This window comes from Sphingomonas sp. M6A6_1c, from assembly GCF_053345135.1.
On record NZ_JBKEZO010000002.1, the window covers coordinates 176,298 to 199,503 of the forward strand.

Here is a 23,206-nt window from a genome sequence, read left to right on the forward strand (position 1 = left end):
GAAACGATTTCTGCTATCACCTGAGTCGATGAAGCCGATCCCGTCGCTCAGGCAGTTGTCGTATCTCCTCGCACTCCACGAGCATGGCAATTTCGGGCGTGCGGCTGCCGCCATGTTCGTCTCGCAGTCCGCCTTTTCGGTGGGCATCGCCGAGCTCGAACGGGTGCTGGAGGCGAGCCTGGTCGAGCGCTCCAAACGCCACGTGCGCTTTACGCCGATCGGCGAGGAAATCGTCGCACGCGCTCGTCAGATGGTGCGCGCCGCGGAGGATCTTCACCTTGTAACGCAGCGCTCTCACGAGCCGCTGGTCGGATCGCTGCGGTTCGCGGTCATTCCCACGATCGCCCCGTTCCTGCTCTCCCGCACCCTGCCGGCGCTCGCGCGCGACTGGCCGCGGCTGCAGCTATATGTGCGTGAGATGCTGACGGGCGTCGCATGCGAAGCGATGGGGCGCGGCGAGATCGATTGCGTGCTCCTCGCGCTGCCCATCGAATGTGGCGAGATCGAGAGCATCGACATCGCCGTCGACCCTTTAGTCCTTGTTACGGCGAAAGGGCAGGATGCGTTTGCATCGCCGCTCTGTGATGCCGACGACAGCCGTTTGCTTTTGCTTGAAGACGGACATTGCCTCAAGGAGCATGCCCTCGCCGCGTGCGATCGAACGGCAGCCGAAGCGGACAGCCTGTTGGTCGCCTCTACGCTGCACACGCTGGTTCAACTGGTCGATGCGGGTCTCGGCTACACGTTGCTACCGCAAATGGCGATTGACGCCGGTATCCTCGGTGGCACGCGGGTCGAAACGCGTCCGGCGCAAAGCCGTCATGCAGAGCGACAGATTGCGCTCGCTTGGCGTGGAGGCCATCCACGCACAAGCGAATTCCGCCTCCTCGGCGAGTCGATCATGCAAGCGGTGAGCGGCGACGCCAGATGACGCCGACCACGGGTTCTCAGACACATCGGCCGAGCTCTCTGCCAGCTTCGAAGGGCTTCGAAGCCTTCGCAATTGACGGCCGACAGTTCGATCATACCGACGCCATGCCCTTCCGCATGTCAGCCGAACAGTCGATCCCAGACCGATGGTCGCTGGATGCGCAACTCCTGCCACCTTGCGCGAGCATCGGCCGCGCGTTGATGTAATGCCCGGATGCATTCGTCACGCGGGAGGTCCGAAAGCCGAGCTGGAAGGTCGTTGCGCTTCATGGGAACGGCGATTGTTCGGCGACAAACCGAACGTTAGCAACGGTGAAGCGACCAACGGCTGACGATTGGCACGATAGCGTACACACCCGGCCGCGAACGAGCAGCTTGTAGGCAAGCACCTCTGGCGTGTTCGCGTACCGCCTGAAGCCACACCGCATCCGTTCACTCAGCACGTAGCCAACCTCCGCTACAAAAAGGAGCCCGCCTACGACGGGGGGAGGCGGGCTCGAAGGCTGCATGTCCGATACGAGGCTCCGACTCGGGCATATCGTGTTGTACGCTCATACGGCGGCCCGTTCTCGCACCTGGGCTATTGATTTAGACTTGGTTTAGCGCCTGACGGGCCACAAATGCGCGTTCGTGGGACGCGGTCTGCCAAGTCACGCCGGCCTCGCTCAACGGTATCGGATTTTCAATCCGGTGCTCGGGCATCGACCGAACAGAATTTTATAACCTTGCAGCAAGCGAGGGCTGGTCGCTCGATGCCGGTCATAGGTTGAGATTGTGCGGTGGCGGCTTTCCGCGTTGAAAACCGGTCCGCGCCCGGACATCCTATTGGCGGGATAAGGTTGCTCCGGCGATGCTCCACGTCATGACATGAAGTGGCCGCACTACCTTGGCATGCCTCTTGTCAGCAGGAGCCCTTCGGCCTTCGCTGCGACCGCAAGGCCTTTATAGTCGTGTATCGCTGGATGAGCGGTGCCGATCGGATCGTGATGGGTGAACGTAATGGCGAGGCTGGCGGCGCCCGCGGCGTCCGCAGCGCCAAGGCCGGCCAGCGTGTCTTCGAACACGAGGCAGTCCGAAGCGTCGACCCCCAGCTTTTCCGCGCCGAGGAGGAAGCATGCAGGATCCGGTTTGCCGCGTTCCACATCCTCCGAGGTGACCAGAACCGGCGGAATGGCGATGCCCGCTCGGCGAAGACGGGCCTCGGCAAGTGCGCGCGAGGCCGAGGTGACGATCGCCCAGCGCTCCTTCGGAACACTGGCCAGGAACGCGAAGACGCCGGGTATCGCCTCGACGCCGTCGGTATCCTCGATTTCCCTTCGCGTGATCCAGGCCGCCTCCGCCACCGGATCAGCGACGCCGAGCGCCTTCATCGTCTCCACCGTCCGGACGCCGTGCATGATCGAGATGACATAGGCCGGATCGAAGCCGCGCATCAGCGACCAGCTCGTCCACGCCCGGTTCGCGGAGTCGATGCTGGTGATCAGCGTCCCGTCCATGTCGAACAGGAATGCGGCGAAGTGACGGCCGTCGTGGGGAACGGCGGCGGGAGCGGTCGTTGAGCTATTCATCGCACAGGATCATACGGACAGCCGGGCGGCGTTCAAAGTCGGGAACATCGTCGAACAGACGATTTCCGCATCGATTGTACCGATTGGACGGATGACGCTCGGTGCGAACCGACCATCTAAGAGAGCGCCGGCTGACCCTGGGGCAGATCGGCGCATTCGCGTCAGCAGCCATTGAGGTCGGTAGCGGTTCAGACCCCGTTGCGGACGTTCAAGCCGGCTATGCAGCAACGATCTTTTCGAGCCCGCCGTACTGGCAAGCTCCAGCCGATTGGATCGTGATCCAATCGGCCGAGCTGCCGCATGGCGCTTGGTAAAGCCGCTTTCCGGCACACAAGAAAAACGCTTTGGGGGGTACACCGCTGACGCTCGGTCGTGGAATTCAGGATCGCCGCATTCAGCAAAAACCGCCGAAATCTGCCATTTCCCATAGCTTGGGAAGCTTCTACTCCACCATTGAGCTACACCCGCGTCGGCCGCAGCGATGGGCTCAACAGGCCGTAATCCGCCGGGCGGGGCAATGCAACGGCGATCATCGACACGCGCGCGTCCAGTCGATACCGCGCGCGCATGACTCTCGTGCTGTTCAACAAGCCGTTCGGCGTGCTCAGCCAGTTCACCGATCGCGGATCGCCGACGACGCGGGCGACGCTGTCCGATCATATAGACCTGCCGGGCGTTTATCCGGCGGGGCGGCTCGATCGCGACAGCGAGGGGCTGTTGCTGCTCACCGACGACGGGCGGTTGCAGGCGCGGATCGCCGATCCTCGGTTCAAGCTCGCCAAGACCTATCTGGTGCAGGTCGAGGGGCTACCGGACGAGGACGCGCTGGCGCGACTGCGTGGCGGCGTCATGCTCAACGACGGGCCGACCCGCGCCGCTGAGGTCGAGCAGATCGCCGATCCGGCCTTGTGGCCGCGCGATCCGCCGATCCGCGTCCGCGCGCATATCCCCGATTGCTGGCTGTCGCTGACCATCCGCGAGGGCCGCAACCGGCAGGTGCGGCGGATGACCGCGGCGGTGGGGCATCCGACGCTGCGGCTGGTGCGCTGGCGGATCGGCGAATGGACGCTCGCCGATCTGGCGCCGGGGCAGCACCGCATCGTCGGCTGAGCCGCGCGGGCTCAGGCCGGCATCAGCAGATGCACCACGTCGGGCCGGGGCCAGACGACGGCGCGCACGTCGCTGCCGAGCGCGGCCTCGTCGACGCGCGCGCGGTCGCCGACCACGACGCGCAGCCGGCCGCCGTGGCGGCTCACCGCGCCGACATTGCCGCGGCCGCCGAGCGCGGCGAGCAGCGCCTCGGACAGATCGACCGGCGCAGCAGCGACGGGTGGCGCCACCGCCGGGGCCGCCGCGGCGGGTGGGGCGGCGTCGAGCGCCGCGCGCATCTCCATCGCGAGCCCGTCGGCGATGCCGCCGACGATCACCTGCACCGCGGTCGGCGACGGGCGCAGCACGCCGCGCGCGCCGAGCTGGCGCAGCCGCGGCTCGTCGATCGCCTGCGCGTCCGCCACCGCCAGCCGCAGCCGGGTGGCGCAGGCATCGATGCCGCGCAGGTTCGCCGCTCCGCCCAGCGCCGCGACGAACGCCGCCGCCTTGGCATCCGCGGCGACCGCAGGCCCCGCCGGTATCGCCTCGGGCGCCTCGCGACCGGGCGTCGGCAGGTCGAAGCGCACGATCGCCCAGCGGAACAGGCCGTAATAGATCGCCGCATAGGCCGCGCCGACGGGCAGCAGCATCAGCGGGCGCGTTGCTTTGCCGTAGTTGAGCATGTAATCGAACAGGCCGGCGGAAAAGCCGTAGCCGAGTTTTACGCCGAGTGCGTTCATGATCGCCTCGGCGATGCCGGTGAGCAGCGCGTGGATCGCGTAGAGCACCGGCGCGAGGAACATGAAGCTGAACTCGATCGGCTCGGTGACGCCGGTGAGGAACGAGGTCAGCGCGAGGCTGAACAGCATGCCGCCGACTTCCTTGCGCCGATCGGGCGCGGTCGCGTGGTACATCGCGAGACAGGCGGCGGGCAGGCCGAACATCATGACCGGGAACATGCCGCTCATGAAGCCGCCCGCGGTCGGATCGCCGGCGAAGAAGCGGGTCAGGTCGCCGGTCTTGCCGTGGTAATCGCCGACGACGAAATAGACGACGTTGTTGAGAATATGGTGCAGGCCGGTGACGAGGAGCAGCCGGTTGAGCACACCGAACGCGAAATAACCGTAGCCGCCGGCGACGACGACGCCGCGGCTGAGCGCGTCCATGCCCGCGTCGATCGGCGCGTAGCTCAACCCCAGCGCCAGCGCGATGACCAGCCCGGCGATCCCGGCGATGATCGGCACGAACCGCCGCCCGCCGAAGAAGGCGAGGTAATCGGGCAGCTTGAACGTCGCGAAGCGATTGTAGAACAGCCCGCCGACGAGCCCGGAAAGGATGCCGATCGGCACCTCCAGCCGGTCGACCGCCGCGGTCTTCCACGCCGCCGAGACGCCGGCGACCAATGCCTCGGGCACGTTGGCGAGCGTCGCCGCGGGCACCACCAGGAAGCTTTGCGAGGCGTTGACCGAGACGAGATAGCAGACGATCCCCGCCATCGCCGCGGCGCCGTTGCCATCGCGCGCGAAACCGGTGGCGACGCCGACCGCGAACAGCAGGCCGAGGTTGGAGAACATCGCATCGCCGGCGGCGCTGAGGAAGGCGATGTCGAGCAGGTCGGGCTGGCCGAGCCGCAGCAGCAGCCCGGCGATCGGCAGCACCGCGATCGGCAGCATCAGCGCGCGGCCGAGCGGCTGGAGGAAGCTCATCACCGAGAAACGGGAGGCGGGGCGGGTCATCGGCTGATCTCCTCGGCGAAGTGGCGGGCGAGCGCGCGCACTCCGGCGGCATTCGTCGCGACGAGCGCGGCATCGGCATGGTCGCGCACCGCCGCCATCGTCAGGCGGGCGACGAGCGCCTTGGTGGCGGGGACGCGGGCCGGCGGTACCGACAGCGTGCGCACGCCGAGCCCGACGAGGATCGGCGCGGCGAGCGGATCGGCGGCGAGCCCGCCGCACACGCTGACCGGCACGTTGCGCGTCGCGGCACCCTCGCAGGTCATGCGGATCAGCCGCAGCACCGCCGGGTGCAGTCCGTCGATGCCCGCGGCGACCGCGGGATTGCCGCGATCCATCGCCAGCACATATTGGGTGAGGTCGTTGCTGCCGATCGACAGGAAATCGGCATGCGCGGCGATCAGGTCGGCGGTCGCCGCCGCCGCCGGCGTCTCGACCATCGCGCCGAGCTGCACCGGGCCGACGCCCAGCTCGCCGCGGAGCCGATCGAGCGCCTCGCGCACCGCCAGCAGTTCGTCGATGCTCGCGACCATCGGCACCATGATCCGGCAGCGCTCGACCTCGGGCACGGCTAGAATCGCGCGCAATTGCGTGTCGAGCACCTCGGGCCGCGCCAGCGAGACGCGGATGCCGCGCAGGCCGAGCGCCGGATTCTCCTCATGCGGGATCGCCAGATAGGGCGCGGGCTTGTCGCCGCCGACGTCGAGCAGCCGGATCACTACCGGCCGGCCGGGCAGAGCCGCGACGACGCCGCGATAATCCGCCGCCTGTTCGGCGACGTCGGGGGCGACCGAACGGTCGAGGAACAGGATTTCGGTGCGCAGCAGGCCGCAGCCCTCCGCGCCCGCCGCCGCCGCCGCCTCGGCATCGGCGACCGAGCCGAGATTGGCGTAGACGTGGATCGCCTGCCCGTCCGCGGTCGCCGCGGGCCGGTCGCCCGCCGCCAGCGCCGCCGCCTCGGCCGCCGCGCGCGTCGCGATTCCGGCGCGGGCCTGCGCCTGACGATCGGGATGCGGATCGACGATCACCGCGCCGGCATCGGCATCGAGGATCACGAAGGTCTCATCGGCGACGACGCGCACCGCCTCGCCCAGCGCCACCACCATCGGCACGCCCATCCCCGCCGCGAGCATCGCGACATGCGAGGTCGGGCCGCCGCCGACCACGGCGAAGCCGGCGACCCGCGCCGCGGCCAGCGCCGACAGTTGCGACGGCAACAGATCGTCGGCGAACACGATCGCGCCCGCCGGCACGGTCAGCGCCGCCGCCTTGGTACCGAGGATCGCATGGACGACGCGCAGCGCGACGTCGCGGATATCGTCGGCACGCTCGGCAATGCGCGCGTTGCCGGTCGCGCGGAGCTGCGCGCCCTGCCCTTCGGCCGCGGTCATCATCGCCGCCGCCGCCGCCATGCCGTTGGCAATCCCCGCCTCGGCGCGACCGCGCAGATCGGGATCGTCGAGGATCGCGCGATGCGCGGCGAGCACGCCGCCCATCTGTCCCGGCCCGCCCGCCGCCGCGTCGAGCGCCGCCGCCACCGCGGCGATACCGCCCGCCAGCCGCGCCTGCTCGACCGCGACGCCCTCGCCCATCGTCGGCAGCTCGGGCATTTCGAGCCGCAGCCAGAAGGCCGGCCCCATCGCCAGCCCCGGTGCCGCCGGCACGCCGGACAGCGCGCCCGCCTCCGCCTCGCGCACGACCGGCGGCCGCGCTGCGGGGGCGGGTACCGGCGCGGCATCGACCTCGGCGGTGAGCAGCGCCACGATGGCGTCGATCGCCGCCGCCGCCCGTGCGCCGCGCGCCGCGATCGTCACGTTGCGCCCCTGCGCCAGCCCCAGCGACAACAGCGCGATCGGGCTGCTCGCCGACGCGGTCTCGCCGTCGCTGGTCAGCGTCACCTCGGCGCCGCTGTCGCGCACCGCCGCGACGATCCGCGCCGCCGGCCGCGCATGCAGCCCGTGCGGCAGCAGCACCACGGCGTCGCGGCGCAGCGTCTCGCCATCGATCGCGCCGGTATCCGCCGCCACCTGAGCGCCTACAACGATCCGCGCCAGCGGTGCGCCGACCGCGATCAAGCCTTCAGCGGCGATCGTCGCGATCGTCGCTTCGCCCTCGACGAGGATCACCGGCGTCACCGCCGCGGCGGCGCCTTGCACCACCGCATCGAGGTCGAAGCGGATCAGCGGATCGCCCGCGCGCACCCGGTCGCCCGCCGCGACCAGCGGGGTGAACCCCTGCCCGCCCAGCTTCACCGTATCGATGCCGATATGGATCAGCAGCGACACGCCGCCGCCGACGTCCAGCGTCACCGCATGACCCGCGGCGTGGACGGTGAGCACCTGCGCATCGCATGGCGCGTGCAGCGTATCGCCGGTCGGATCGATCGCCAGCCCCGGCCCCATCATCCCTTCGGCGAAGACCGGGTCGGGAACGGCAGTCAGCGGCAGGACCCATCCCGCGAGCGGCGCCACCAACTGCACATCCGTCATTCGTCACTCACCTCTGGCCGGGTCTCCCGCGCAGTGTATCGCACGCTAACCTGCTGACAATACCTATTGAATACCATTGTGCATGACCTTGCGCGTCACGCGGCGCGGACGGTCACTCCGCCGGCCAGACCCGACGGCCGCCCCGCCTCCGGCTGGACGATCAGCACGACGGCACGCTCGCCGCTGCCCGGCGGCAGCACCGCCTCGATCGGCGCGACCGCGGCGTCGGTCTTGGCGGCGAGCCTGCGCCCGTCGACCCACAGTTCCGCGCGCCCGGCGACGCCGGCGAAGGCGATCCGCCCGCCCCGTGCCGCCACCGCACGCACCGGCGTGACGCGTGCGCGATAGACCTGCCAGCCACCCTGCGGCTCGGCGGGCGTCGGCGTGCCGCTGCGCACGAAGGCCCAGCTGTTGTTGTCGTCGCTCGCCGGCGCCAGCGCCGGATCGGGCCGAGCGGGGAGCAGCGGCGAGCGTCGCCAGTCGGCGATTTCCCGCACCGCCGCCACCGGCGGCACCTGCGCCCGCGGCGCCACCGCGACGCGATCGATCGTCAGGCGCGCCGGCTTCAGCCCCGGCGCGGTCGCGCGCAGCACGATCTTGCCGCGCGCCGCGGCATCCGCCCGCACCAGCACCTGCGCCAGCCCGTTGAACAGCGACCGCGCGCCGCTCGTCGGACTGTCGCCCTTCTCGGATTCGTGGCTGTTGGGATCGCCGTTGCCTACCCCGATGATCGCTGCGCCCGCGACGGTGAAGCGCGTCGGCAGATCGGCGGTCGGCACGTGGCGGCCGCGCGCGTCCACCGCATCGATCGTCACCGGCTGCACGTCCTCACCGTCGCCCGCCATCGCGCGCCGCGCCGGCGTCAGCCGCAGCGCGACCGGCGCGCCCGCGGTCTCGTGGCCGGCGCGCGCCACCTCGCGCCCGCCGGACATTGCGACCACCTCCAGCGTGCCCGGCGCATAAGGCACGGTGAAGCTGTTGCCCATCAGCCGGTCGACCGCCGCCTCGCCGACGACGCGGCCGTTGAGTTTCAGCACGATCCGCTCGGCGTTGGACAGCACCAGCACCGGCACCGGCTGCCCCTCGCGGCCCGGCCACGTCCAGTGTGGCGCGAGGCCGACGACGGGCGTGTCGTCGATCCAGCCGGCGCGATGGATCTCATACGCTGTCTTGCGGAAGCCGCAGAGGTCGAGGATACCGAAGAAGCTGGCGATCGTCGGCCAGACGTGCGGCGTAGGCTCGCCATGATAGTCGAAGCCGGTCCATACGAAGCCGCCCGCGACGAAGCGCCGCTTGGCGATCTCCGCCCAGCCCTTGCGATGCGTCTCGCCCCAGCCGGCGGCATCGTCGTCCATCGACGACCGGATGTGCTTGGCCGGGATCGTCTCATAGGCGCCGCGCGTCTCGAACGCGCTAGTATCCTCCGAACTGGTCATCGGCTTGGTCGGGTTGAGCGCGTGGAACCGGTCGTAATCGCCCGGATAATAATTGAACCCGACGACATCGACGACGGTCGAGACGTTTTCGGGATTGAAGAACGACCCGTTCATCGCCGCGGTCACCGGTCGGCTGTCGTCCAGCCTTTTCACCGCCGCCGCCATCCGCCGCACCATCTGCACGCCGGCCGCGGTGCCCTGCATCGGCTCCTCGTTAAACACCGACCACAGGATGACGCTGGGGTGGTTGCGGTCGCGCCGCACCAGCCATTCGAGCTGCGCCATATAATCGGGCGAGGGATTGAAGTTGCGGTTCTCGTCCATGACGAGGAACCCCATCCGGTCGCACAGGTCGAGGAAGGCGACCGGCGGCGCATTGTGCGAACAGCGGATCGCGTTGCAGCCGAGCTCCTTCAGCCGTTCGAGCCGCCATGCGAGCAGCGCGTCGGGCAAGGCCACGCCGACGCCGGCATGGTCGTGGTGGATGCACACGCCCTTCAGCTTGACGGGCATGTCGTTGACGAACAGCCCCTTGTCGGCATCGAAGCGGATCGTGCGGAAACCGATCGGCACGCGCCGGCGATCGACGGCGGCGCCGTCGCGCTCCAGCGTCACCGCGACGGTGTAGAGCGTCGGCATCCCGACCGACCAGAGGCGCGGCGCAGGGGCCGGCATCACGGCCTGCATCACCGCCTCGTCCAGCGGCGCGACCGTCACCGGCGGCAGGGCGATGGTCGCGATCGTGCGGCCGTCGGGATCGATCAGCGTGGCGACCGCCCGCACCGTCACCGGCGCCGCCTCGGTCGAGCGGATCGTCGCCGCGACCGGTATCGTCCAGCCGCCGTCCGTGCCGCGCCGCGGGTCGCAATGGACGCCGTCGGTAACGATCGACACCGGCGCGCGCGTCGCCAGCCATGCATGGCGGTACAGGCCGGCGCCTTCGTACCACCAGCCCTCCATCGCATCGGCATCGACGCGGATCGCGACGACGTTGGTCTCATCGCCGAACCGCGCGAACGGCGTGATGTCGATATAGACGCTGTTATAGCCCGACCAATTGTGGGCGACGACGCTGCCGTTGACCCAGATCGTCGCGTTGGTCGCGATGCCGTCGAACTGCAATTCCAGATAGCGGCCGAGGCTGGCGGGGTCGAGCCGGAAGCTGCGCCGGTACCAGCCGATGCCGCGCGGGCGATAGCCCTGCGCGACGTTCGCAGTCTCGACGTACGGCTGAAACGACGCCCAATCGTGCGGCAGCGTCACCACCGGCCATTCGCTGTCGTCGTAATCCATCGCCGCCGCGCCGGTGGCGTTGCCCGCCTTGGCGCGCAGATAGGTCTCGTTGTGCGTCGCCGCCGGCGGCACGGCGATGTCGCCCTCGTGGAACAGCCAGCCCTGGTCGAAGCCGATCCGCGAGGGGTCGCCGACCGGCAGCGGCGGCAACAGGCCGTCGACCGGGGCGGACATCGGCAACGCGCCGTAGCGGCTGGCCGGCGCCGCCGATGCGGCGCCCGGCAGCGACAGCGTCAGACCGGCACCGGCGGACCCGAGAAGCTGCCGCCGGTCGATCGTCATGCCTGTCGTCCCCCGATGGTCGTCGCGACCGGCGCCATCGCCGCGGTCAGTCGCACCCAGTCGGCGCGCAGGCCGGCGGCGAGCGTGCCCCGCTCCGCCGCCAGCCCCAGGAACGCCGCCGGATTACCTGCCGCGAGCCGCGCCGCCACCGCCGGCTCCAGCCCGAGCATTCCCATCGCATTGGCCACCGCCGCCGCCATGTCGAGGTCCGAACCGGCCAGCGTGCCATCCTCATAGGAGCAGATGCCGTCGCGCACCCGGATCTGCCGGCCTTGCAGCATGAAGTCCTTCTCCTCGGCGCCGACCGACGACATCGCGTCGGTGACCAGCATCATCCGATCGATGCCGCGCGCGCGCAACGCGATGCGCAGCACCGCCGGGGCGACATGGACGCCGTCGACGATCAGTCCGCACCATGGCCGCGGATCGTCCAGCGCCGCGCCGACCAGACCCGGCGTCCGCTGCACCATCGCCGGCATCGCATTGAACAAATGGGTGATGCCGCTCAGCCCCGCGTCGAACGCCGCCACCGCGCCGTCATAGCCGACCTCGGTATGACCGGCGCTGACCAGCACGCCCGCCGCGGCCAGCGCGGCGATGTCGTCGATATGCGCGAGCTCGGGCGCCAGCGTCACCATCACCTTGCCGCGCCGCGGCCGGGTGAGCAGCGCGATCATCTCGGCATCGAGCAGGCGGAACCGCGTCGGATCGTGGATGCCCTTGCGCGCGACGTTGAGCCACGGCCCCTCGATATGCACGCCGACCACGCCGGGCACGCCCGCCGCGATCGCCTCGTCCACCGCATCCAGCGCCAGCGCGATCCGGTCGGGCGTGTCGCTGATCAGCGTCGGCAGCAGCGCGGTGGTGCCGTAGCGCGCATGCGCCTCGGCGATCGCGCGCACGCCGGCGACGTTCGTCTCGTCGTTGAACAGCACGCCGCCGCCGCCGTTGACCTGCGTGTCGATGAAGCCGGGCATCAGCCAGCCGCCGTCGAGGTCGGTCGCATCGCCGGCCGCATCGTCCAGCGGCCGGATCGCGGCGATCCGCTCGCCCGACACGACGATCTCCGCGCCGCGCCACACCGCATCGGCCACGACGACGTGACCGTTGGTGAACCGATGGACGTCGCTCATAGCGTGCGCGTCACCTTGGCGAGATGCGGCGGCGTATCGGGATCGAGCCCGCGCCGCCGCGACAATGCCTCGGCGAGGCCGTAGAAGCTCGCCAGCATCAGGATCGGCTGCACCGCCGGGTGCGCGTCGAGCGCGGGCAGATTGGCGCGCGCATCGCCGGCATGCGCCGACAGGATCGTCGCACCGCGGCCGGCGAAGGTCTCCGCCACCGCCATCACGTCGTCGCCCGCCGCGTCTGAGGTCGCCAGCGCCAGCACCGGGAACCCCTCGCCGACGATCGCCATCGGCCCGTGCCGCACCTCCGCCGCGCTGAACGGCTCGGCCTGCACCTGGCAGGTTTCCTTGAGCTTCAGCGCGCATTCCTGTGCGACGCCGAAGCCATAACCGCGGCCGATCACGAACATCTGCTTCGCCTCGGCGAGCGGCTCGACGCCCGCGCTCCAATCGAGCGCCACCGCGCGTTCGAGCTGGTCGGGCAGCGCCGCCACCGCTGCGGTCAGCGCGTCGTCGCCCGACCAGGCCGCGACCAGCGCCGCCAGCCCCGCCATCGCCGCGATGCACGACTTGGTCGCCGCCACCGACCGCTCAGGCCCGGCGCTCAGCGCGAGCAGCGTATCCGCCATCTCGGCGAGCGGCGACGTCTCGTCGTTGACCAGCGCGACCACTTCGGCGCCGGCCTTGGCATAGGCCTCCACCGTCGCGAGCAGGTCCGGGCTGCGCCCCGATTGCGAGATCGCGATGCACAGCGCCCGCCGCGTGGTCACCGGCGCATCGAACAGCGACACCACCGACGGCGCCGCCGAGGCGACGGGCACGCCGATCAGCGTCTCGATCAGATATTTGCCGTACATCGCCGCATGGTCCGACGATCCGCGCGCGCAGGTCACCACCACGTCGGGCGGCGTCGCGCGCAGCCGCTCGCCGAGCGCGCGCAGCGCCTCGGCGTTGCGCGCCACCAGCCGTGCGACGGTCGCTCCCGCCTCCAGCGTCTCGGCGCGCATCAGCGTGCCCGTCATCGTATCGGTCGTCACTTGGATCAGGGCCCCCGGGCGTGTGTCAGCTATCGGCGAGCTCGGCCACGAAATCGTAGCTGTCGCCGCGGTAATAGGATCGGGTGAATTCGACGGCACGGCCGTCGCGCAGGAAACCGCGCCGCTCGATCAGCAGCCCGGGCGAGCCCGGGTCGACGCCGAGCATCCGCGCATGATCGGTGCCGAACGGCACCGCGCGCAGCCGTTGCAGCGCGCGCACCGGCCGATGCCCCGCCTCGGTCAGCGCCGCGTAGAGCGAGGCGTCGACCGCGTCGATCGACGGCAGGCAGAAACCGGCGATCGTCGACACCTCCAGCGCCATCGGCACCTCGTCGGCGAAGCGCAGCCGCTGGAAGCGATAGACCGGCGCGCTCGGCGACAGCGCCAGCGCCATCGATTCCTCGGGGCTGACCGTGCCGACGCTGCGCGACACCCAGCTGCTGCTCGGCACCAGCCCGCGCGCGATCATGTCTTCGGTGAACGACGACAGCTTGCTGAAATTCTTTTCGACGCGCCCGGCGACGAACGTCCCCGCGCCGCGCCGGCGGGTCAGCAGCCCCTCCTCGACCAACCCCTCGATCGCCTTGCGCACGGTGATCCGCGACACCCCATATTCCACCGCGAGATCGCGCTCGGCGGGAATGGCGTCGCCGCGCACGATCACCTCGCCGCCGATCGCGTCGCGGATGAGCTGTTGCAGCTGCAGATAGAGCGGTGAGGGATTGTCGGTACGAAACCGCCCCACCCGGCTCACGAAACTCATCCCTCACTCCCTGTCCTGCTGCTTGTGGCGTCAACGGGTGCCACGGCTCGCAGAGCGGCGCCAGTGGCGCCTTGCCCTACAATTGTCTTAGATTGGACTTGTCGTCAATCACCTGGCGCAGCTCTGCGACCAGCCGACGGCTCGTCATGCGCGGCAGCGGGCCGAAGTCGAGCCGCGCGTCCTCCACCGCTGCCGGCTCGCTCGCCGAGCCATGCACCGCCGCGACTCCGGTCGCCGCGATGAGGCCGGCGACGTTGCCGGGGGCGACCCCCGCCCCCGCCATCACCACCAGCCGCCCGCCGGCGCGCGCGACCATCCGCGCGATCGTCGCCGCCCCCGCCGGCGCCGACGCCGCCCCGCCAGAGGTCAGGATATGATCGAAGCCGAGCGCCACCGCCTCCTCCACCGCGGCGACGGGGTCGTCGACCACGTCGATCGCGCGATGCAGCGTCAGCCCCGCTGGCGCCCCCGGCAGGTCCGCACGCCAGTTCGCCAGCGCCTGCCGGTCGAGCCGCCCGCTGCGCGTCGCACCGAATACCAGCCCCTGCACCCCCGCCGCGAGCAATGCCGCCGCCTCGCGCCGCGCCAGCGCCAGCGCTGCCGCATCATAGTCGAAGCCGCCCGGCCGCGGCCGCACCATCGCCCGCACCGGCACGCCCGCCGGCCGCGCCACGTCGAGCACCGCCGCGACCAGCCCCGCCGACGGCGTCAGCCCGCCGAGCGCCAGCGCCGCGCACAATTCGATCCGGTCGCAGCCGCCGGCGATCGCCGCCGCCGCGCCCTCCGCCGATTCGACGCATATCTCCAAAGCGATTCGCGGACGCGATCCGCGACTGTCAGACGGCACCATGTTCATTCCTCCGACAACGCCCAGGAGCAACCAAGGGCCTGTGCAAAACCCGTTTCGGTGTCGCGCGCAACCCGCGACCGCCGCCGAAGCTGCGACGAACCGAGTGTCGGCCCGCCCCCGCGCCGGCCCGCCAACCCCGCTTGCCCATGCGCCATGACGGCCCGCAAGCCATTGATCCAACGCACGATCTTGTCACTCCGGGGCCGCCGAGCCGGGGCCGGTCCGGCCGCATCGCGCACGGTTCGGCGCGTTTTGGAAACAAATTTGACATAATCTACTGCGCGGATTGGTTTACATTGGTTATACCTTACTCCGCACAAAGCGAGACACGATGCCGAAATGGCACGCTCGCCACGCCTGTCGCCGGCATCCGCGGCAGCTTGGGATAGGGGGGCACGCGGCCGGGCGTGTTCCGCGAAGGGGACTGAACCTTATGCACCTCCGCCACGCGATTCTGGCGACCACCGCGCTTACCTTGTCCGCTGCGGCGGCGCAGGCGCAGACCACGCCGACCACGACCCCGCCGGGCAGCAGCGAGCAGGCGCAGCCCGCCGCCGCCGACGGCGACAAGGCGGGCGACGAGATCGTCGTCACCGGTTATCGCGGCAGCCTGCGCGAGGCGATCAACGTCAAGCGCAACGCCAATGCCGTGGTCGACGTCATCACCTCGGAAGACGTCGGCAAATTCCCCGACCGCAACGTCGCCGAATCGCTCTCGCACATTCCCGGCGTCAGCATCGACCGCCGCTTCGGCGAGGGCGAGAAGGTCGCGATCCTCGGCACCGATCCGGCGCTCAACCGCATGCTGCTCGACGGCCATGCGCTCGCCTCGGCGGACTGGGGCGGCAACGACAACGATCCGTCGAGCCGCACCTTCAACTATTCGCTGCTCGCCCCCGAACTGGTCGACCGGCTCGAAGTCTACAAGTCGCCCGAACCGCGGATCGAGGAAGGCAGCCTCGGCGGCACCGTCATCGTCCGCACCCGCCGGCCGCTCGACCTGCCCGCCAATTCGATCTTCGCCTCGGGCGGCTATTCGTACAACGACCGTTCCGACAAGGGCAACCTCCGCGCCTCGGGCCTGTACAGCTGGCGCAACGCCGACGAGACCTTCGGCGTCCTCGTCGCCGCGACTTACGACAAGCAGAACCTGACCCGCGCCGGCGTCGAATTCTTCGGCTATGACAATAACGCGCCCAACGCCGACGGCACCTACAGCAGCCCGTTCGTCAACCGTGCCAGCGACGGCACGCTCAGCCTCAAGAGCCCCGGCGCGACGATCAACGGCGGCACCATCGCCGATCTCTACAAGGCGGCGTCGCCCTTCGGCATCAACTATGCCTATTTCCAGCAGCAGCGGCAGCGCAAGAGCGTGTCCGGCACGATGCAGTTCCGCCCGACCAGCGAGCTGACCTTCACGCTCAACGGCACGCATATCGACGGCAATTACAACAATTACAGCCAGTCGATGTACACGATCCCCGGCGCGTGGACCGGCGACGTGCTGCAATCGGCGACGATCAGCAACGGCGTCGTCACCGCCGCGAGCTTCGGTGCGGCCAGGCAACAGGCGTCGCAGCTCGACACGCTCGTCCGCCGCACCAGCCTGAAGACCGACAATCTCAACCTGTTCGCCGATTGGGAAGGCGACGGCGGTGCCAAGGTGAACTTCTCGGGCGGCTGGTCGAAGGCGACCGGCGGGCGCAATCCCGAATATCTGTTCAACGTGCAGACCAAGCTGCCCTACAGCTATGCCTTCACCAGCGACAGCGCGACGGTGAATTACGTCGGCGATCCCACCAACCCCGCCAATTACTTCACCAACCCGAACAACAATCCCGCGCAGATCGAAAGCCGCCCGGTCACCACCGCCAGCGGTGCGCAGCTCGTCGCCGCGCAGATCGGCGGGCTCGACTATAGCGTCACCACCGATCGCGACATCTTCGGCGGCTATGACGCGACCATCCCGGTCGGCTTCGGCCCGTTCACCGAAATCCTGCTCGGCAGCCGCGTCACCGATCACGTCAACCGCATCAACGCGCGTGGCGTGAACACCTATCTGCAACAGTCGCTCAACGTCACCCAGCTCGGCGTCACCGCACTGTCCACCCCCGACGGCACGTTCGACGGCAGCGGCGGCATGGGCAATGCCACCAAATATCTGAACCTGCCGCAGCAGGCGGTGATCGACATCCTTGCCAATGCGATCAATAGCCCGCTGGTCACCAAGGTCGCCGCCTCGACCAAGGTGCGCGAGACGGTGATGGCCTCCTATGCGCAGGCCAATTTCGATCAGGGCGGCGTGCGCGGCAATATCGGCGGCCGCCTCGTCTACACGCGCGACGTCTCCAATTACGCGACGACGTTGAGCGACACGGTCAATCCGGCACCGGTGCCGACCCGTACCGCCACCGACTATCTGAAGTTCCTGCCCAGCCTCAACATCGCCTATTCGATCACGCCCAAGGTGATCGTCCGCGGTGCGGTCGCGCGGGTGATCGCCCGGCCGCGCTACGAGGATCTGGCGGCGGCGACCTCGCTCAACAACGTCACGCTCGACGGCGGCGGCGGCAATCCCAACCTGAAACCGTACGAATCGACCAATTACGAACTGACCGCCGAATATTACCCGCGCGCCGGCACGCTGCTCGCCGTCGAGCTGTTCCGTCGCGAAATCTCCAACTACATCTTCAACACGCGCACCAATGCGCTGTTCTTCAACTCGCTGACCAATGCGCTGGCGACCTATAACATCAACCAGCCGATCAACGGCGGCAAGGCCAAGGTCAACGGCGCCCTGGCGTCGGCGCAGACCGACATCTGGGGCGGCTTCGGCTTGCAGGCGAACTATTCCTATCAGGAAAGCACCACCTCCAACACCGACGTCACCGGCACGACGCTCAACCTGCCCTATCTGTCGAAGCACACCGTCAACGTGATCCCCTATTTCGAAAAGGGACCGTTCCAGGCGCGCGTCAGCTACAATTACCGGTCGAGCTATTTCCGCACGATCGGCCGCCTCGGTTCGCGCGAGATGGTCGCGCCGTACAGCCAGCTCGATGCCTCCGCCTCGCTCAACCTCACCAAGGGCATCGTGCTGAGCGTCAACGCGCAGAACCTGCTCGACGAGACCTACCGCCAGTATAACGCCACCCCCGATCGCCCGACCGCTTTCTACAAGAACGGCCGCACCTTCGCCGCGGCTCTGTCCTTCAGAATGTAACGTTCGGCCGATAATGCCGGCGCGGACCTGGTCCGGTTTGCCGGCCCCTTTCCCCGCAGAGCATCCCCCCCCTTGGGGATGCTCCGGCCTTCAGCCCCGGCATCGCATTGCGATCGCCGGGGTCTTTTTTTGCGCGTCAGGCATGGACGCCGCGGGATCGGTCCTGCAAGATACCATCAAATACCAAAACAGGACCAAGGGGTTGTCATGAGGGAGCATGTCAGTTTCGCGACCATCGTCGGCGGCGTTCTGGCGCTGCTGTCGTCCGCCGCGACCGCCCAGATCTCGCCTGCCCGGACCGCTCCTGCCCCCTTGCCGCTCGTGCCGATGCCACAGACCGTGACGCGCGGCAGCGGCAGCTTCACCGTCGCCGACGGCGCCCGGCTCGCGGTTCCCGCCGGCGACGCGGGCGCGCAGGCCGCCGCCCGGCTGCTCGCCGCGCACGTCCGCGTCGAACGCGGCCTCACCCTCGCCCCGATCGACGGCGACGCACCAATCCGCTTCGTCCGCGATGCGACGATCGCCGGCGACGAGGCCTATCGGCTCGACGTCGACGCCCGCGGCATCCGCATCGCCGCCTCGGGCGACCGTGGCCTCGTCCACGGCGCGATGACGCTGGCGCAATTGCTCAGCCCCGATCGCGACTACGGCCGGCCGGTCGCGGTGCCCGCGCTCGCCATCGCCGACGCGCCGCGCTTCGCATGGCGCGGGCTGATGATCGACGCTGCGCGCCACTTCCAGCCGATCGGCTTCCTCCGCGGCATCGTCGACCAGATGGCGTCGGTGAAGCTCAACACGCTCCATCTCCACCTCACCGACGATCAGGGCTGGCGGTTCGAGGTCAAGCGCTACCCGCGGCTCACCGACGTCGGCGCATGGCGTACCCCGCCGTCGGCAGGCGGCGCACCCGGCCCGCGCGTCGGCGGCTTCTATACGCAGGACGAATTGCGCGGCCTCGTCGCCTACGCCGCCGAGCGCGGCATCGTCATCGTCCCCGAGATCGACCTGCCCGGCCACGCCCAGGCGCTGGTCGCCGCCTATCCAGAGCATGGCGTGCTCGGCGATCGCCCCGCGGTCGGCCACGATTGGGGCGTGAACCCCTATCTGCTCAACCCGCGGCCCGAGACGGTGCGCTTCGTCGAGGACATCCTCGACGAACTGCTCGCCGTCTTCCCCGGCCCGTACATCCACCTCGGCGGCGACGAGGCGGTCAAGGACCAATGGGAACGCTCGCCGCAGGTGCAGGCGCAGATGGCTTCGCTCGGCCTGAAGACCGAGATGCAGATGCAAAGCTGGCTGATCGACCAGCTCGGCGCCTATCTCGCCAAACACGACCGCCGCCTGATCGGCTGGGACGAGATCCTCGAGGGCGAGCTGCCGCCGTCGGCCTCGGTGATGTCGTGGCGCGGCGACAAGGGCGCGGTCGAGGCGGCGACGCGCGGCCACGACGTCGTGCTGTCGCCCGGCCCGACGCTCTACCTCGACAATTCGCAAAGCCGCCGCGACGACGAACCGCCCGGCCGCCTCGCCGTCCAGACGCTCGCCGACCTCTATCGCTACGATCCGATGCCCGCGGGCATCGCCCCCGACAAGGCGGGCCATGTCCTCGGCGCGCAGGGCAATGCGTTCAGCGAATACCTCATCACCGCGTCGCAGGTGCAGCATGCGATCTTCCCGCGCGCCGCCGCACTTGCCGAGATCACCTGGTCCGCCAAGGCCGCACGCGACTTCCCCGGCTTCGTGTCGCGCGTCCAGCCGCAGCTCGCGCGCTGGCGCCGGTCGGGACTGGCGGTGGCGGACAGCACCTTCGCGGTCGGTTACACGATCCAGGGCCGCCGCGGCGACGCGCTGCGTGCCGGCCGGGTGACGGTGGCGCTGGCGACGCAGGCGCCGCTCGGCACGATCCGCTACACGCTCGACGGCAAGGACCCCACGCCGCGCTCGCGCGCCTATGCCGTTCCGCTGACGCTGGCTCCCGGCGCGACGATCCGCGCCGCCGCGTTCGATAGCAGCGGCATCCCGCTCGCCACCCCGCGCGCCTTCGCGACCGGCCGCGCCGCGCTGCTCGCCCGCGGCAACGGCGACCTGATCGCCTGCCCGACCGGCGCGCTCGCGCTGCGCGTGCCGCTGACCGCCGACGCCACCGCCGACGCGCCCGCGTTCAACATCGACCTGTTCGACACCTGCTCCGTCTATCCCGCCGCGCCGCTCGACGTGGCGAGCGGCATCACGCTCGACATCGCCCGCCTGCCGCGCCCGTTCGGCCTCGCCCACGACGTCGGCCAGCTGCGCGGGCATTATAACGTCACCCCTCATGGCGAACTGGTCGTCACCGCCGGCTGCCCGGTCAAGGACGGCCCGCGTCCGCCGGTGGTCGCGACCTTCCCGCTGCCCGACCCCGCGACCGCGCCCAACCGCTTCCGCGTCATCGCGCCCGTCGCCCGGCGCAGCGGCGATCCCGACCTCTGCCTGCAATTCACCTCGCCGCTGTCCGACCCGCTCTATGCGGTCGAGCGCGTGCAACTGACGGAGCCCAATCAGTGAAGCCCCTCCGCCCCGCCCTGCTCACGCTGGCGCTGCTCGCGCTGACCCCCGCCTATGCCGCCCCCCGCGACGCGGTGCCGCTGGATCGCGACTGGCAGGTCCGCCTCGATCCCGCCGACGCCGCCGCCAAGGCGCACCCCAAGGAGACGCGCTGGCTCCCCGCGCGCGTCCCCGGCAGCGTCCAGCAGGACCTCATCGCCGCCAAGCGCGTCCCCGATCCGTTCAAGGGCACCAACGAAGCCGCGATCCAATGGGTCGGCCTGTCCGACTGGCAGTTTCGCACCCGCCTGTCGGTCACCTCGGCGATGTTGGCGCGCGACCACCTCGACCTCGTGTTCGACGGGCTCGACACCTTCGCCACCGTTCGCGTCAACGGCACGGTGCTGCTCTCCGCCGACAACGCCCACCGCCGCTGGCGCGCCGACGCCAAGTCGCTGCTCAAGGCCGGCGCCAACGAGATCCTCGTCACCATCGCCTCGCCGATCAAGCAGCTCGCGCCGCTCGTCCTCGCCGAACAGCATCCGCTGCCCGGCGAATACGTGTCCGCGTTCAAGGACGATCCCGGCGACCGCCAGACCTCGCCCTATATCCGCAAGCCCAAATACCAATATGGCTGGGACTGGGGTCCGCGCATCGTCACCATCGGCCTGTGGCGCCCCGCCCGGCTCGAGGCGTGGGACGAGGCACGCCTCGACACGCTGCGCGTCGAGCAGGACGCGCTCAACGACGCCGAGGCGCGGCTCACCGCGCGCGCGACGATCGTCGCCGACCGCGCCCGGACGGTGACGCTGCGCACCCTTCTCACCGCGCCCGACGGCACCACGCAGACGATCGACCGCCCGGTGGCGGTCGCGCCCGGCAGCAACGCCGTCGCCATCCCGCTCACCGTCGCCACACCGCAGCGCTGGCAGCCGGTCGGCTATGGCGCGCAGCCGCTCTACGCCGTCGCCACCAGCCTGATCGTCGACGGCGTCGAATCCGATCGCAGCCAGCGCCGCATCGGCCTGCGCACCGTCGCGCTCGATCGCCGGAACGGCGCGTTCGGCTTCATCGTCAACGGCACGCCCGTGTTCGCCAAGGGCGCCAACCTCATCCCGTTCGACAGCTTCCCCGCCCGCGTCGATCGCGCCGAGATGCAGTCGCTGCTCACCGGCGCGCGCGATGCGCATATGAACATGATCCGCATCTGGGGCGGCGGCTATTATCTCGACGACGCCTTCTACGAGATGGCCGATCGCATGGGCCTGATGGTCTGGCAGGATTTCATGTTCGGCGGCTCGGTCACGCCCCCCGACGCGGCGTTCCGCGAGAACGTCCGCATCGAGGCCGACGAACAGGTCGCGCGCCTCGGCGACCATCCTTCGATCGTCATCTGGACCGGCAACAACGAAGTCCTGTCGGGCTGGGAGAATTGGTCCGATCGCAAGGCGTTCAAGACCGCGGTCGGCCCCGACGAGCAGGAGCGGATCGGCGCCGGCATGGCGGTGCTGTTCGATCGCGTGCTGCGCGACGCGGTCACCCGCAACAGCCCCGGCACGCCCTACATGCCCGGTTCGCCGTCGACCGACTATGAAGGCCCGGTCGACACCGACGCCAACGGCGACCGTCATTTCTGGGACGTCTGGTCCGGCTCCAAGCCGGTCGAGCAATATCTCGATCATTGCCCGCGCTTCATGTCCGAATACGGTTTCCAGTCGATGCCGACGATGGCGACGATCCGCGATTTCGCCGGACCTGAGCCGCTCGCCGCCGACAGCGCGGTGATGAAGGCGCACCAGAAGTTCCTGTCCGGCGAGGGCAATGCCCGCCTCCAATTCTACCTCGACCAACGGCTGCGCCCGGCGAAGGACTTCGCCGATTTCGTCTATCTGACGCAGGTCGACCAGGCACAGGCGATCGGCCTCGCCGCGCGCCATCACCGCGCCTGCCGCCCGGTGACGATGGGCTCGCTGTTCTGGCAGCTCAACGACGTCTGGCCCTCGGTAAGCTGGGCGAGCATCGACCATCTCGGCCAATGGAAGCTGCTGCAATATGAAGCGAAGCGCTTCTTCGCCCCGCAGGCGATCGTCGCCGAGCACAAGGACGGCGCGACTCGCGTCGTGCTGCTCTCCGACGCAACCACGCCGCTGCCGGCCCGTTGGCGGCTGACCGTCCGCGACATGACCGGCGCGACGCTGTCGACCCGCGAGGAGGCCGCGACGCTCGCCCCGCTCTCCGCGGCGACGGTCGCGACGCTGCCCGACGCCGATCTGTTCGGCACCGCCGCGCCGGCGCAGAGCTACGCCGTCGCCGAACTGCTCATCGACGGCCGCACCGTCAGCCGCACCATCGTCGAGCGTCTCGTCCCCAGGGACATGGCCTATCCGAACCCCGGCCTGACGCTGCGCCGCTCGGGCGACACCGCGACGATCACAGCCACCAACCTCGCGCGCGCGGTGATGATCGACATGGGCGACACCCCCGGACAGGCGTCCGACAACGGCTTCGACCTGCTGCCCGGCGAAAGCATCACGGTGACGCTCACCGGCAAACAGACCCCGACGCTGCGGACGCTCGCCCGCTGATGCCGCGCGCCCGTCTCATCGCGTCCGGACCGGCATCACGCGAAGCCGCGAAGCCGCGAAGAGACGTGCGCCCAGCGGCGCGAAGCCCCCGCGGCGCTGCTGCCCAGGAAATCCCCCCGGCGGCGAACGTCCCCGGCGCAAGAGCGCGCCGCGGCTCCGCCAATATCCCCTCCGCGCCTCCGCGCCTCCGCGCGAACCCCCTCTCGCTACTCATCTCTTCGCGCCTTCGCGCCTTCGCGCGACCCCCCAGTGTTCCCGCGAACGCGGGAACCCAGGGC

At 69.7% G+C, this 23,206-nt stretch carries 13 protein-coding genes; 5 read left to right on the forward strand and 8 right to left on the reverse strand.

The annotated features are described in order from the left end of the window. Window positions 1–28 precede the first annotated feature (28 nt). Window positions 29–931, forward strand: coding sequence for a hydrogen peroxide-inducible genes activator (locus ACLBWH_RS03865; RefSeq protein WP_447796913.1), 903 nt, complete (start codon window positions 29–31; stop codon window positions 929–931). Between the two features lie 880 nt (window positions 932–1,811). Here the strand turns inward: ACLBWH_RS03865 and ACLBWH_RS03870 are convergent. Further along, a complete protein-coding gene (locus tag ACLBWH_RS03870) occupies window positions 1,812–2,498 on the reverse strand; it encodes an HAD-IA family hydrolase (RefSeq protein ID WP_447796915.1) in 687 nt (228 codons plus the stop codon). Between the two features lie 567 nt (window positions 2,499–3,065). Here ACLBWH_RS03870 and ACLBWH_RS03875 point away from each other — a divergent pair. Next, on the forward strand, window positions 3,066–3,608 hold the full coding sequence (locus ACLBWH_RS03875; protein WP_447796917.1) for a pseudouridine synthase: 543 nt from the start codon (window positions 3,066–3,068) through the stop codon (window positions 3,606–3,608). Window positions 3,609–3,619: 11 nt separating this feature from the next. On the opposite strand, the gene nagE is transcribed toward ACLBWH_RS03875, so the two are convergent. From nagE to ACLBWH_RS03910, 7 genes are all read right to left on the reverse strand, one after another. Further along, a complete protein-coding gene (gene nagE / locus ACLBWH_RS03880; protein WP_447796919.1) occupies window positions 3,620–5,323 on the reverse strand; it encodes an N-acetylglucosamine-specific PTS transporter subunit IIBC in 1,704 nt (567 codons plus the stop codon). Next, complete coding sequence (gene ptsP / locus ACLBWH_RS03885) at window positions 5,320–7,809, reverse strand: phosphoenolpyruvate--protein phosphotransferase (protein WP_322847596.1); 2,490 nt, start codon at window positions 7,807–7,809, stop codon at window positions 5,320–5,322. The genes nagE and ptsP overlap by 4 nt, the downstream gene beginning before the upstream one ends. Before the next feature lie 95 nt (window positions 7,810–7,904). Further along, entirely contained in the window at window positions 7,905–10,820 is a 2,916-nt protein-coding gene (gene galA / locus ACLBWH_RS03890) for a beta-galactosidase GalA (RefSeq protein ID WP_447796921.1), read from the reverse strand. Then, a complete protein-coding gene (gene nagA, locus ACLBWH_RS03895) occupies window positions 10,817–11,953 on the reverse strand; it encodes an N-acetylglucosamine-6-phosphate deacetylase (protein WP_447796922.1) in 1,137 nt (378 codons plus the stop codon). Before nagA ends, galA begins: the two co-directional genes overlap by 4 nt. Continuing rightward, window positions 11,950–12,969: an SIS domain-containing protein gene (locus ACLBWH_RS03900; protein WP_447797476.1), complete on the reverse strand. Its 1,020-nt coding sequence runs from the start codon at window positions 12,967–12,969 to the stop codon at window positions 11,950–11,952. The genes nagA and ACLBWH_RS03900 overlap by 4 nt, the downstream gene beginning before the upstream one ends. A 40-nt stretch (window positions 12,970–13,009) precedes the next feature. Then, window positions 13,010–13,747, reverse strand: a complete 738-nt coding sequence (locus tag ACLBWH_RS03905; protein ID WP_322847593.1) for a GntR family transcriptional regulator — start codon at window positions 13,745–13,747, stop codon at window positions 13,010–13,012. Window positions 13,748–13,823: 76 nt separating this feature from the next. After that, window positions 13,824–14,597: a copper homeostasis protein CutC gene (locus tag ACLBWH_RS03910; RefSeq protein WP_322847592.1), complete on the reverse strand. Its 774-nt coding sequence runs from the start codon at window positions 14,595–14,597 to the stop codon at window positions 13,824–13,826. A gap of 433 nt (window positions 14,598–15,030) precedes the next feature. Between ACLBWH_RS03910 and ACLBWH_RS03915 the strand changes: the two genes are divergently transcribed. The 3 genes from ACLBWH_RS03915 (at window position 15,031) to ACLBWH_RS03925 (ending at window position 22,928) form a co-directional block, all read left to right on the forward strand. After that, complete coding sequence (locus ACLBWH_RS03915) at window positions 15,031–17,820, forward strand: TonB-dependent receptor (RefSeq protein ID WP_322847591.1); 2,790 nt, start codon at window positions 15,031–15,033, stop codon at window positions 17,818–17,820. A gap of 207 nt (window positions 17,821–18,027) precedes the next feature. Beyond that, complete coding sequence (locus tag ACLBWH_RS03920; protein ID WP_447796925.1) at window positions 18,028–20,364, forward strand: beta-N-acetylhexosaminidase; 2,337 nt, start codon at window positions 18,028–18,030, stop codon at window positions 20,362–20,364. Then, window positions 20,361–22,928, forward strand: coding sequence for a beta-mannosidase (locus tag ACLBWH_RS03925; protein WP_447796927.1), 2,568 nt, complete (start codon window positions 20,361–20,363; stop codon window positions 22,926–22,928). The genes ACLBWH_RS03920 and ACLBWH_RS03925 overlap by 4 nt, the downstream gene beginning before the upstream one ends. Window positions 22,929–23,206 lie beyond the last annotated feature (278 nt).